Annotated in this window: 11 protein-coding genes; 8 read left to right on the forward strand and 3 right to left on the reverse strand. The window is 62.6% G+C overall.

Annotated elements, in window-relative coordinates:
• Positions 1 to 50: 50 nt before the first annotated feature.
• Positions 51 to 929, reverse strand: coding sequence for a YihY/virulence factor BrkB family protein (locus ACOX7T_RS04430; RefSeq protein WP_433440264.1), 879 nt, complete (start codon positions 927 to 929; stop codon positions 51 to 53).
• 154 nt (positions 930 to 1083) lie between these two features.
• Positions 1084 to 1347, reverse strand: coding sequence for a 30S ribosomal protein S20 (rpsT, locus tag ACOX7T_RS04435; RefSeq protein ID WP_433440266.1), 264 nt, complete (start codon positions 1345 to 1347; stop codon positions 1084 to 1086).
• 239 nt (positions 1348 to 1586) lie between these two features.
• Between rpsT and gpr the strand changes: the two genes are divergently transcribed.
• From gpr to ACOX7T_RS04465, 6 genes are all read left to right on the forward strand, one after another.
• The gene (gpr, locus tag ACOX7T_RS04440; RefSeq protein ID WP_433440268.1) at positions 1587 to 2489 is read left to right on the forward strand and encodes a GPR endopeptidase; all 903 of its coding nucleotides are present in this window, start codon (positions 1587 to 1589) and stop codon (positions 2487 to 2489) included.
• 130 nt (positions 2490 to 2619) lie between these two features.
• On the forward strand, positions 2620 to 3384 hold the full coding sequence (locus tag ACOX7T_RS04445) for a zinc ribbon domain-containing protein (RefSeq protein ID WP_433440270.1): 765 nt from the start codon (positions 2620 to 2622) through the stop codon (positions 3382 to 3384).
• The gene (locus ACOX7T_RS04450) at positions 3381 to 3941 is read left to right on the forward strand and encodes a hypothetical protein (RefSeq protein WP_433440272.1); all 561 of its coding nucleotides are present in this window, start codon (positions 3381 to 3383) and stop codon (positions 3939 to 3941) included. The genes ACOX7T_RS04445 and ACOX7T_RS04450 overlap by 4 nt, the downstream gene beginning before the upstream one ends.
• A 15-nt stretch (positions 3942 to 3956) precedes the next feature.
• Entirely contained in the window at positions 3957 to 4469 is a 513-nt protein-coding gene (locus tag ACOX7T_RS04455) for a shikimate kinase (protein WP_433440274.1), read from the forward strand.
• 575 nt (positions 4470 to 5044) lie between these two features.
• On the forward strand, positions 5045 to 6955 hold the full coding sequence (locus tag ACOX7T_RS04460) for a DEAD/DEAH box helicase (protein ID WP_433440276.1): 1911 nt from the start codon (positions 5045 to 5047) through the stop codon (positions 6953 to 6955).
• 179 nt (positions 6956 to 7134) lie between these two features.
• A complete protein-coding gene (locus ACOX7T_RS04465) occupies positions 7135 to 8304 on the forward strand; it encodes a DUF4234 domain-containing protein (RefSeq protein WP_433440278.1) in 1170 nt (389 codons plus the stop codon).
• Positions 8305 to 8384: 80 nt separating this feature from the next.
• Here the strand turns inward: ACOX7T_RS04465 and pta are convergent, their stop codons facing one another.
• The gene (gene pta, locus ACOX7T_RS04470; protein ID WP_433440588.1) at positions 8385 to 9359 is read right to left on the reverse strand and encodes a phosphate acetyltransferase; all 975 of its coding nucleotides are present in this window, start codon (positions 9357 to 9359) and stop codon (positions 8385 to 8387) included.
• 223 nt (positions 9360 to 9582) lie between these two features.
• Here pta and ACOX7T_RS04475 point away from each other — a divergent pair, with 223 nt between their 5' ends.
• Together ACOX7T_RS04475 and lepA are read left to right on the forward strand one after the other, a co-directional pair.
• On the forward strand, positions 9583 to 10284 hold the full coding sequence (locus ACOX7T_RS04475) for a helix-turn-helix domain-containing protein (protein ID WP_433440280.1): 702 nt from the start codon (positions 9583 to 9585) through the stop codon (positions 10282 to 10284).
• Positions 10285 to 10463: 179 nt separating this feature from the next.
• Positions 10464 to 12272, forward strand: coding sequence for a translation elongation factor 4 (gene lepA / locus ACOX7T_RS04480; RefSeq protein ID WP_433440282.1), 1809 nt, complete (start codon positions 10464 to 10466; stop codon positions 12270 to 12272).
• Positions 12273 to 12840: the final 568 nt, after the last annotated feature.

Consider the following 12840-nt stretch of genomic DNA (forward strand, 5'->3'; position numbering starts at 1 on the left):
GCCCCCGGATCAGCCAGATTTTGGCTGATCCGGGGGCTTTTAAAACCATATTATCCGGGGGGATAGGAATCTTTTTTCAGCTTCTGGAGGTAGCGGACCTTTTTCCGCCGGTACCACACGCAGTTGAACACGTTGCCCAGGATGAGGATGTTGCCGCACAGGTAGAGCCACAGCAGCAGGATGACCACCGAGGTCAGGGACCCGTACACCAGGGAGTACCGGGAGGAGAGTCCGATGAACCAGGAGAACAGAATGGAGGAGGCCACCAGGGCGGCGGAGGCCAGGATGGCGCCGGTGAGGAGGGGCGGCCGGGGCTTGCCTCTGGGGGCGGACATGCGGTACACCAGCAGCACGAAGAGCAGCACCAGGCAGAACAGGATGAGAAACCGCAGCCACTGCCAGTCCCAGGGCAGGTCGCCGGGGCTCAGGTGGAAGAAGTCCTCCACCAGGTTGAACAGCCAGCTGCCGGTGACCACCACCACCAGGGACAGGTAGATGGTGACCAGGAACAGCACGGAGAAGAGCACGCTGGCAATAATCTGGAAGATGCCGGTGTAGGTCTTGCGCTCGTAGATGTCGCTCATGATGTTCATCAGTGCCCGGAAGGCGGCGGAGGCGGAGAACAGGGTGGCGGTCAGTCCGGCCACCAGCATGGCGGTGGACTGGTTGGTGCTGATATACCCCACGTACTCCCCCACCACATCCAGGGTGCCCCTGGGGAGGAACTCCTCAATGCCGCTGAGCAGGGCCACCGGGTCCAGCTTCAGCAGTCCCACAAAGCCGTTGACGCAGATGAGCACCGGGAAAAAGGTGAGGATGAGGAAATAGGCCAGCTCAGCGGCGGAGCGGGACACGTTTTTGCTGAAATACATGTCCACCATCTCCCGGATAAACCGCACCGGACTGGACTCCCAGATTGCTTCCATCATACCGCCTCCCCTCTCCGGAACCTGTTATCTTTGGTCACGATTATAGCATATTCCCCGTTTTCAGGCAAATTACATCATGAAAACAGAAAAATAGAGACAAAAAACCGCCTGCTGATACAGCAGGCGGCTCTTCATTCCGCTCTTTCTAGCGCGATTAGGCCAGCTTGTTGAGCTTGATGGTCATGCTGCTCTTCTTGCGCGCGGCGTTGTTGCGGTGCAGCAGACCGTGACCCACGGCCTTGTCCACAGCCTTGACAGCCACCTTGTAAGCGCCCTCGGCCTCGCTGCGGTTGCCCTCGGCCACTGCGGCCTCAAACTTCTTCAGGTTAGTCTTGATGGCGGACTTCACGGCCTTGTTCTGCGCGGCCTTGGCCTCGTTGACCAGCACACGCTTCTTGGCAGACTTGATATTCGGCAAACCAAACACCTCCTCCGATGACGATTAACGTATCTGCTATACGCATATACGCATAGTTTGCCCGTAGCAGATTTATATTGTACCAGCACAAGAGGAAAAATGCAAGAATAAATTAAAAAAATTTGTCCACTTTTTGAATAGACAGGGCTCAGGCGCTAAAAATAGTGCTTACATACGGAAAAAATACCATATGTAGAGGGCAGCGTCGTCTCTGATTTTGGAGAAAGGGTGAAAAAGAAGTGCTTGGACGGAGAACGGACCTGGCGCTGGAGGCCAAGGCCATCTGGGAGGAGGGCGCCCAGGGCGGAGAACTGAAGGGGGTGCGCACCCGGGAGACGGAGCGGGAGGGCTTCGCCGTGACCCAGGTGGACATTCTGGACGAACAGGGGGCAAGGGCTTTAGGCAAGCCGCAAGGGGCATATGTGACGGTGGAGCTGGACGGCCTGGAGCGCCGGGAGCAGGACGCCTTTGGCCGGGCGGCCCGTGCGGTGGCGGCGGAGCTGCGGGCCCTGCTGAAGCTGGAGCCGGGCGAGAGCGTGCTGGTGGTGGGTCTGGGCAACCGGGACATCACCCCCGACGCGGTGGGCCCCCTGACGGTGGGGCACACGCTGGTCACCCGCCATCTGGTGGAGAAGATGCCCGAGCACTTTGGTTCCTTCCGGCCGGTGTCCGCCCTGGCCGCCGGGGTGCTGGGCACCACCGGCGTGGAGAGCGGCGAGCTGGCGGCGGCAGTGGCGGGTGCGGTGCGGCCCGCCCGGGTGGTGGCGGTGGACGCCCTGGCCTCCCGCAGCCTGTCCCGGCTGTGCCGCACGGTGCAGATTGCGGACACCGGCATTGTCCCCGGCTCGGGGGTGGGCAACGCCCGGGCCGCTCTGAATGAGGAGACTCTGGGGGTGCCTGTCATCGCCGTGGGGGTGCCCACGGTGGTGGACGCGGCCACTCTCTGCGCCGACGTGCTCTCCGAGGCGGGCCGGCCCGGCCTGGACCCGGGCGCGCTGGGAGACAGCGGCAAGGGGGTCATCGTCACCCCCAGGGAGATTGACAGCCAGGTGGCCGACATCTCCAAGGTAATCGGCTACGGCCTGAGCCTGGCCCTCCAGGAGGGCCTCACCGTGGCCGACGTGGATATGTTCCTCAGCTGAGGGGGGCACTTCCATTTCCCGGGGGAATTTGGTATAATAGCCGCGAAGCGGCTATTATACTTTGCTTTCAGCGCAAAACCGCAATCAGCCGTCAGGCCAGGCCGGACGGAGAACGGGAGGAATTCCAACCGTGAGACGAGTCAAATGCGACAACTGCGGCAAGGTCTACGACGGGGACAAGCGGGACTTCTGCCCCGAGTGCGGCCGCCGGGCACCCCGGGAGGAGACCGGCGGAAATACAGGCCATTTTCAGTTCTCCACGCCTCCGGCCCAGGAGCCGGAGGCGCCCTTCCCCCAGCCGGATATGACCATACCCGCCCAGCGCAGCGGCGGCACCCTGGTGCTCCGGCTGCTCATTGTCATCGGGCTGGTGGTGTGCGCCGCCCTCATCGCCTGGGGCGTGGTGCGGTACCGCCTGCCCGAGAACGAACCCATTGTCACCGTGGCCGAGACGTCGGACACCTTCCAGGTGGGCGAGCTGACCGTGAAGGTGAACGGGGTGTCCTGGGTGGACCTGGACCCCAGCTCCCGGCTGTGGTGGGCGGATTTTGACCTGCTGGCCGTGGACGTGACCGTCACCGGCGGCAGCGCTCTGGACTGGGAGTACCCCATCGGGGAATTCTACCTGGCCCTGGACGGGGGGCACTACATCCCCCTGCTGGAGGACTCCACCGCCCTGGAGATGCTCAAGAATATGGGGTTTACCCCCGTTGTCTCCTACGACCTCATCTGGTGGGAGCCGGCGGAGGGACAGATGCTGTTCTATGTGCCCAAGGGCTTTGACAGCGCCGCGCTGTGCATGGAGGAGCGGACCGGCAAGGACAAGACGGAGCGGGTGGAGGCCATTCATACATACGCCATCACCCTGCCCCAGCGGGAGGAGGCAGCACCGTGAAGAAGCACTGTGCCCAATGCGGAAAGAGCTGGCATGGCCGGCGGGACACCTGTCCCCGGTGCGGCTCCAACCAGATTTATGAGGCCGGCGGCGGCTGGGAGAAGCCTACCCTCATCGGCGTGGCGGTGGCCATTGTGGTCATCGCCGTGGCCCTCTTCGCCACCACGAACAACTACTACTGGGACGACACCACCATCTCCGCCCATGTGACCTCCGCCGTACGGCAGGGGCCGTCGGAGGAGTACCAGGGCGAGAGCCTGTGGGAGGTGACGGTGGAGGTGTCCAACGTGGGCAACTACGACGCCTGGATCAGTCTGAACTACTTCAGCTTCTATGACGACGACGAGTGGTGGCTCACCTGTGAGCCCAACTACACGGTCTATCTGGCCGACGAGGACCGGCAGACCTGGAACGAGGTGTGGCTGCCCGCCGGGCAGAGCACCGTGCTCACCGGGATTTTGTCCATCCCCGACGGAGCGGGAGAGCTGACCATGGAGTACTCCAGCCACAGTTACAGCACAGAACGGAAGCGGGATACCATCTCCCTGCCCGGCTAAAAAGGAGCGACGCAAGTGGATAATATCATTCTTATCGGCATGCCCGGTTCGGGCAAGAGCACCGTGGGCGTGCTGCTGGCCAAGACCCTGGGCTACGGCTTTCTGGACACCGACCTGACCATTCAGCAGCGGGAGGGCGCCCTCCTCCAGGAGATTCTGGACCAGCGGGGGCTGGAGCCCTTCCTGGACGCGGAGGAGGCGGCCATCTGCTCGGTGGAGTGTACCGGCACGGTCATTGCACCGGGCGGCAGCGCGGTGTGCCGCCAGGGGGCCATCGGCCACCTGAAGGAGCTGGGTACCGTGGTGTACCTGCGGGTGTCTCTGGAGGAGCTGGAGGGACGGCTCAACAACATGAGCACCCGGGGCATTGCCCTCTCCCCCGGCCAGACCCTGGCCGACGTGTACAACTACCGCTCCCCTCTCTACGAGAAGTACGCCGACATCACCGTGGACGCCGACGGCCAGACCCTGGAGGAGACGGTGGCCGCCGTGCTCCGGGCCCTTATCGCCCGCCGGGACGGGGAGTAAAAGGAACGCCCTTCGGGGAGGTACTTTTCACCGGCGAAAAGTACCCAAAAGCCGCCGGGGACACAGGGGCGGCGGGCCCTGTTAGGGCCAAACGCCCCCGTTTCCCCGGACCCCTTTCAAGGATGCGTCCTGCGGCGGTGCAATTCATCGGCCACCAAACCTGAAAGCAGTTGCTTGCCGGTTCGGTGCTCTGCATGCCGTTCCCCTTCTGCCCGAGCAGCGTTACCCTCCCAGACTTGTAAGTAGTTTCAATTCAATGACCTTTCTCAATGCCGCACAAAGCCTCTGCGTTGTATTTCAGCGTTTGCCCGAGCGGGTCTGGCGGGTAAAGGCATCCCCGCATCTCCACTGGTAATATTCTGTATTTTGTGATATACTAAATCAAGATACGGGGCGGTGCGGAGCCGCCCCGGCCGGTACGCCGTGATATGTGGACCGCAGACACCCCTGCTGAACCATCCGGGGGTGTCTTTTTGACGGCCTGCCGGCAGCGGCGGTCTGTGCCCCGGCCATGACGCCGGCGGGCTGAACGGAGCTGCCCTCCGCAAATATTTGACAAAGGAATTGTGTGTTGTATGACCTTTCGTGAACTGGGCCTGACCCAATCCATTCTGAAGGCCCTGGCCGAGCTGGGCTATGAGAAGCCCTCCCCCATCCAGGAAAAGGCCATTCCCCCCGCTCTGGCGGGCCGTGACGTACTGGGCTGCGCCCAGACCGGCACAGGCAAGACCTGCGCCTTCGCCGCCCCCATCCTCCAGCGGCTGGGCGGAAACATCCCCGCCGGACGGCCCATCCGCTCCCTCATCCTCACCCCCACCCGTGAGCTGGCCCTCCAGATTCAGGAGAGCTTCGAGGCCTACGGCAAGCACCTGCCCCTCCGCTCCGCCGTCATCTTCGGCGGCGTGGGCCAGCAGCCCCAGGTGGATAAGCTGAAGAAGGGCGTGGACATCCTGGTGGCCACCCCCGGCCGCCTGCTGGACCTCCAGGGTCAGGGCTTTGTGGACCTGTCCAGGCTGGAGATTTTCGTCCTGGACGAGGCCGACCGGATGCTGGACATGGGCTTCATCCACGACGTGCGCCGGGTGCTCAAGCTGCTGCCCGACGTGAAGCAGACCCTCTTCTTCTCCGCCACCATGCCCCCCGAGGTCATGGACCTGGTCAACGGCCTGCTGAAAAACCCGGTAAAGGTGGCGGTGGACCCGGTGTCCTCCCCCGTTGAAATCATCGACCAGAGCGTCTATCTGGTGGACAAGGGCAACAAGACCAAGCTGCTGGCCTGGCTGGTGGAGGGTCTGGACGTGAAGAACGCCATCGTGTTCACCCGCACCAAGCACGGGGCCAACAAGGTGGCCGGCGACCTGGTGAAGGCTGGCATCACCGCCGCGGCCATCCACGGCAACAAGAGCCAGACCGCCCGGCAGCAGGCTTTGGCCGACTTCAAGGCGGGCAAGGTACGCTGTCTGGTGGCCACCGATATCGCCGCCCGTGGTCTGGACATTGAAGAGCTGTCCCACGTGTTCAACTACAACCTGCCCGAGGTGCCCGAGACCTACGTCCACCGCATCGGCCGCACCGGCCGTGCCGGCCGCGGAGGCACCGCCGTATCCTTCTGCGACTTCGGCGAGCAGGAATATCTGAAGGATATCGAGAAGCTCATCGGCCGCAAGGTGCCGGTGGCCAAGAACAACCCCTGGCCCATGGAGGTCTTTGAGGCCCCCAGGGACGCCAAGGGCCGCCCGGTGAACGCCGACGACGCCGAGGCCCGTGCCGCCGCCAAGGAGCGCCGCCGTGCCCGTAACGCGGCAAACAAGGCCGCCGCCGAGGCCCGCAAGGCCAAACAGCAGGCCGCGCCCGCCCCGGTGGAGGAGCCTGTCCCCGCACCTGAGGCGGCGGAGGCCCCTGCCAAGAAGCGCCGCCGCCGGAAAAAGAAGTCCGGCCAGAGCCAGACCGCGGAGCAGGCCGCCCCTGTGGCTGTCCAGGCCCCCGCGCCCGTGGAGGAGCCCCAGCAGCCCAAAAAGAAGAGCCGCCGGGGCGTGCGGCAGCAGCGGCTGGAGGACACCATGCCCGCAGCGCCCAGCCAGCCCCGGACCGACTTCTACAAGCCCAATCCCCTGGACGGCGACGTGATTCTGGACGCCACCGCCCGTCTGCTGGCCCCCAAGCCCCGGACCCTGAGCCGTCCCGCAGCGCCCCGCCGTGAGGAGGAGAAGAAGGCGCCCCGGAAGAAGAAGGCCCAGGCCCAGCCCAAGCAGGAGAAAAAGGCCAGGGAGCAGGCGCCCGCCAAGCCCAAAAAGGAGAAGAAGGCGGAAAAGCCCGCCCCCAGGCAGGAGCAGCCCAAGGACAGCGGCAGCCGTGAGGATAAGAAGCGCCGCAGCCGCGGCCGCCGAAACGGTCCCCCGGATATGATGTTCCGCCGGGGCAGCCAGAAGGACTCCACCGAGCAGCCCAGCCTGATGAAGCCCTATTATATGACTCCCGACGACTAATCCGTCGGCAAAAACCCAGAAAACAGCCCTCCGGAGCGGACAGCGTGTCCGCCCGGGGGGCTTTGCTTTTGCGCGGGCGGGGCGGAAAACCCTATGCAGCCGGAATATTGTTTCCCCCTCTCCTCTGTGCTATATATGACATGTAAGTGTGTGCTTTATGTCAAAAGGAGGAGAAAACCGTGAAAAAGAGCGCAAATCCCGCCGCCATAATCGGCGGAATCCTGTCAATAGTCGTGGCCCTGTCCTGGGGAGCCGTGAACCTGGTGTACGGCGATATGCTGGTGGAAGATGCGGCGCAGATGATTCAGTTCATGCTGCCGCCCTTCCTCTTTCTGGTGCTGGCGGTGTTCCTGTTCATCGGTAAGCCCAGAGCCGGAGTCCCCGCGGTCATTGCCGTTCTGCTGCTCTGTACGCTGCTGGCCAGAGGCGTTGCAGGCTTCTCGACCCATACCCTGAAGCTGTTTATTCTTGATGGAAAGCTGTACAACATAAGGGGCCTGAACAGGCTGTTTATGGGACTGTGGAACCCCCTCTATCTCCTGGCCCTGCTGGCTTTTGTGGTGCTGGGCTTTCTCATGGTCAGCGGCAAGGGCCGCATGCTCTGGTTCCTGCCCCCCGCTCTGGCCACTCTGTCCAGCCTGATGGTGATTTCCATCCTGCTGGGCCAGATGGAGCTGAACGAAGGTGATTTTCATCTGCCGTTTACCATCCTCTCCGAGGTGGTGCGCACGGCCGCCCTGTGGTGCGCGGCCCGGTTTATGGCCGGACCGGGGCCGGTGATGAGCGCTGCCGGTGAGGGCGGCCAGGGGACCTACGGCGCCGGCGGGTACATGGCCTACCGGGCGGAGGGCTATGTGGACCTGATGTCCTGTGCCCTGCTGCTGATTTTCACTCTGGGCATCTACCATCTGGTGTGGATTTACCGTACCACCCGCTATCTGAACCGGGTGGAGGGCGCGCCCTCCCGTAACCCCACCACCAAGCTGCTGCTGTGCATGTTCATCCCCTTCTACACCATCTACTGGACCTATCAGAGCGCCCAGCGGGTGGACGCCCTGGCCCGCAGCAAGGGGCTTTACGCCGAGCTCACCTCCCCCTGTGTGCTGCTGTCCATCTTTGCGGGCATCGTGCCGCCCATGCTGATGCAGAACACCATCAACGCCGTCAGTCAGACCGAGGCCCCCGGAGCCCCCGCACCTGCGGCTGAGGAGCCTCAGCCCGCCCCTGCCGCCGGACAGGGCGAGGAGGACGTCATTGAGGCCCTGAAGCGGTACAAGGAGCTGCTGGATCAGGGGGTCATCACCCAGGAGGAATTTGACCGGAAGAAGGCTCAACTACTGGGTCAGTAAGCCGTTTTGGCTAGTAAAAGCAGAAAAATGCCGGACCCCTCACGGGGTCCGGCATTTTCATTCCGGTCAGGTTCCGACGCTCAGGAGAGAGCAGCGGTGATGATGGCCATGGAGTAGACCTCGTCGGCGTTGCAGCCGCGGGAGAGGTCGTTGATGGGGGCATTGAGGCCCAGCAGGATGGGACCGTAGGCGTCAAAGCCGCCCAGACGCTGGGCAATCTTGTAGCCGATGTTGCCGGCGTTGATGTCGGGGAAGATGAAGGTGTTGGCGTAGCCGGCCACCTTGGAGCCGGGGAACTTCAGCTGGCCCACGGTGGGGGACACGGCGGCGTCGAACTGCATCTCGCCGTCCATGGCCAGGTCGGGAGCCAGAGCCTTGGCCTTCTCGCAGGCGGAACGCATCTTGTCCACGTCCTCGCCCTTGCCGGAGCCCTTGGTGGAGTAGCTCAGGAAGGCCACCTTGGGGTCGATGCCGAAGATCTTGGCGCACTTGGCGGTCTCCAGGGCGATCTCAACCAGATCGTCGTCGCTGGGCTTGATGTTGATGGCACAGTCGCCCATGGCCAGCACGTCGGCGCCGCCGGTGGAGGTCTCACGGACCAGGATGAAGCAGGAGGAGACGATCTTGTTGCCCGGCTTGGTCTTGATCAGCTGCAGGGCGGGACGGACGGTGTCGGCGGTGGAGTAGGTAGCGCCGCCCAGCAGGCAGTCGGCCACGCCCATCTTCACCAGCATGGTGCCGAAGTAGTTGCCCTTCTTCAGAGCGGCGCGGCACTCGTCGGCAGTCATCTTGCCCTTGCGCAGCTCCACCATCTTCTCCACCATGGCCTCCATGCCCTCGTAGGTCTCGGGGTCCACGATCTCGGCGCCGTCGATGTTGAAGCCGTGCTCAGCGGCGGCCTTCTTCACCTCGTCCACGTTGCCCACCAGCACGGGCTTGAGCCAGTTGCCGGTCAGCAGACGGGCGCTGGCCTCCAGGATACGGGCATCGGTGCCCTCGGTAAAGACGATGCGCTTGGGGTTGGCCTTCAGGGTCTCGATGAGCTTGTTAAACATCTCCATGGGAATCATCCTCCAATATTCATTCCATGTAAAATAGGGCAATATTCCCTTATGTCCTTTTATTATACACCACCCCTGCGGCGGTTCTCAATGGTCAAAGCCACAAAACGGGCAAAATTATACTTTACTTTTTGTATTCCAACAGGGTATACTATACTGGCTGTCATATAGAAACAAGACGGAAATCCCGTCTGAAATGAAAAAGGTGTGTGCAAGCATGAGTTCCGATTTTTCCCGTTCCCTCTCCCTCCTGCGGCAGGAGAAGGGCGCGTCCCAGCGGGCGGTGGCCAAGGATTTGGGCATCTCCCAGGCGCTGCTCTCCCACTATGAAAACGGCATCCGGGAGCCCGGCCTGGCCTTTGTCATCAAGGCCTGCGACTACTATAACGTGTCCGCCGACTTCCTGCTGGGCCGGACCCTCACCAGGGACGGCACCACCATCGGCGCCGAGGAGCTGTACGACTACTCCGCCGAAAAGGACAACGTGCTCCACGGGAGCATCATGGCCACCCTGTCCAAGAAGCTGCTGGTCAACTCCATCAGCGTGCTCTTCGACCTGCTGGGCAAGGTGGGCAAGCGGGATGCCATCCGGGCGGCCTCCGACTACCTGGGTACCGCGGTGTACAAGCTCTTCCGCCACCTCTACCGGGCCGACGTGACCCAGAACGAGGACTTCTTCTCCGTGCCCTCCGCCCAGTTCGGCGCCGGCGTGCCCGACGCGGACATGATCTGCTCCGAGGTGGACTATGTGGAGGCCCTGGCCCTCCACGCCAAGGAGAAGGGCTCCTTCCCCGCCATGAATCACGACGCCCTGTCCAAGAACTACCCCGGCCCCTACCAGTCGCTCCTCCAGATTATCCACAACACCGGCGAGCGCATTAACCGGGGCATGAACTTCCGCCGCACCGACCGGAAGTAAGGCGGCATCCCTCTTATTTGACCTGTATCCCCCTATTGGAGGTATAGCGTCCTCACAAGCTCCGCATCCCTCGCTTCCCCCTGAAGGGGAAAGCTCGCTCGCTCCGCTGTTCGTCCTTTCCAAATCAAACCCGCTCCGCTGGGCTTTGATTTGGCGATTCCCTACCGGAGGTTTTGTTTATGACCGATCAATCCAAAATTCGCAATTTTTCTATTATCGCACATATTGACCACGGAAAGTCCACCCTTTCCGACCGGCTGATTGAGAAGTGCAACGCCGTGGCCGAGCGGGACATGGAGAGCCAGCTGCTGGACAACATGGACCTGGAGCGTGAGCGCGGCATCACCATCAAGGCCCGTGCGGTGCGGCTGACCTACCAGGCCGCCGACGGCGATACCTACGAGCTGAATCTCATCGACACCCCGGGTCACGTGGACTTCAACTATGAGGTCTCCCGCTCTCTGGCGGCCTGCGAGGGCGCGGTGCTCATCGTGGACGCGGCCCAGGGCATCGAGGCCCAGACCCTGGCCAACACCTTCCTGGCCATGGAGCACGACCTGGAGATTCTCCCGGTGGTGAACAAGATTGACCTGCCCGCCGCCGACCCCGCCCGGGTGAAGGAGGAGATTGAGAACATCATTGGCATTCCCGCCGCCGATGCCCCCGAAATCTCCGCCAAGATGGGCATCAACATCGACGCGGTGCTGGAGGACATCGTAAAGAACGTCCCCGCCCCCAAGGGCGACCCCTCCGCACCCCTGAAGGCCCTTATCTTCGACAGCCAGTACGACGCCTACCGGGGCGTTATCGTCTATTTCCGCGTCATGGAGGGCACCATCAAGGCCGGCATGAGCGTGAAGATGATGGCCTCGGGCGCCACCTACGACGTCATCGAGTGCGGCCACCTGCTCCCCCTGGGCATGGAGCCCTGCAAGGAGCTGATTGCCGGCGAGGTGGGCTACTTCACCGCCTCCATCAAGAACGTGAAGGACACCCAGGTGGGCGACACCGTCACCGAGGCCGCCCGGCCCGCTGCCGAGGCGCTGCCCGGCTACCGTCCCGCCCGTGCCATGGTCTACTGCGGCATCTACACCGAGGACGGCTCCAAGTACCCCGACCTGCGGGACGCCCTGGAGAAGCTCCAGCTCAACGACGCCTCCCTGTCCTTTGAGCCCGAGTCCTCCGCGGCCCTGGGCTTTGGCTTCCGCTGCGGCTTCCTGGGTATGCTCCATATGGAGATTATCCAGGAGCGTCTGGAGCGGGAGTTTGACCTGGACCTCATCACCACCCTGCCCAGCGTTATCTATGAGATTACCAAGACCGACGGCACGGTGCTCCGGGTGGACAATCCCCACAACTACCCCGACCCCGGCCAAATTACCGAGGCCCGGGAGCCCTACGCCAAGGTGTCCATCATCACGCCCCCCGACTATGTGGGCAACATCATGCCCATGTGCCAGGAGCGCCGTGCGGAGTTCAAGGACATGCAGTATCTGGACACCAACCTGGTGGAGATGCACTACTCCATGCCCATCAACGAGATTATCTACGATTTCTTCGACACCCTGAAGGCCCGCACCAAGGGCTACGCCTCCCTGGACTACGAGCTGGAGGGCTACCGTTCCAGCGACCTGGTGAAGGTGGACATGCTGGTCAACGGCGACCAGGTGGACGCCCTCAGCTTTATCGCCCACAAGGACAAGGCCTACGGCCGCGCCCGCCGTCTGTGCGAGAAGCTGAAGGAGAATATCCCCCGTCAGCTCTTCGAGGTGCCTGTTCAGGCGGCCATCGGCGGCAAGATTATCGCCCGTGAGACGGTCAAGGCCATGCGTAAGGACGTGCTTGCCAAGTGCTACGGCGGCGATATTACCCGTAAGAAGAAGCTGCTGGAGAAGCAGAAAGAGGGCAAGAAGAAGATGCGCTCTCTTGGGTCTGTCCAGATTCCCACCGAGGCGTTTATGGCCGTGCTTAAGCTGGACGAGGAATAATCGGATATACACAACAAAACCAGCCGGGAGCAATTTGTTCCCGGCTGGTTTTCCACATTGTATGGGCTTTTTGTGGAGAAAAATCCGTTCTCCGAGAATGTTGAGGGGAGCGGCCCTTCGGGGAGGTACTTTTCTCCGGCGAAAAGTACCCAAAAGCCGCCATGGGGCAACAGGCGCGGAGGGCCCTGTTAGGGCCAAACGCGCCCGTTGCCCCATGGTACCCCCTTTCGGGGACAATATGGGGCCCCCGCACGAGCCCAGCGAAGCGGGTCGTGTGGGGAGAGGACGAGCAGCGGAGTGAACGAGGCCTGCCGCTTGCGGCGGGCTGAGCGATACGCAGCTTGCGAGGACGAGGCGGCGGTGCAATTCATCGGCCACCGTATTTGAAAGCAGTTGCTTGCCGGTTCGGTGCCCTGCGTGCCGTTTCCCTTCTACCCGAGCAGCGTTACCCGCCCAGACTTGAAAGCTTTTGCAATTCATTGGCGATCTCAATGCCGCCCCAAGTCTCTGCTTTGTGATTTAGTCTCTGCCCGAGCGGGTCCGCCGCCCAGCGCTGAAACGACAGACA

This window comes from Pseudoflavonifractor sp. (genome assembly GCF_050943825.1).
Taxonomy (GTDB): domain Bacteria; phylum Bacillota; class Clostridia; order Oscillospirales; family Oscillospiraceae; genus Pseudoflavonifractor.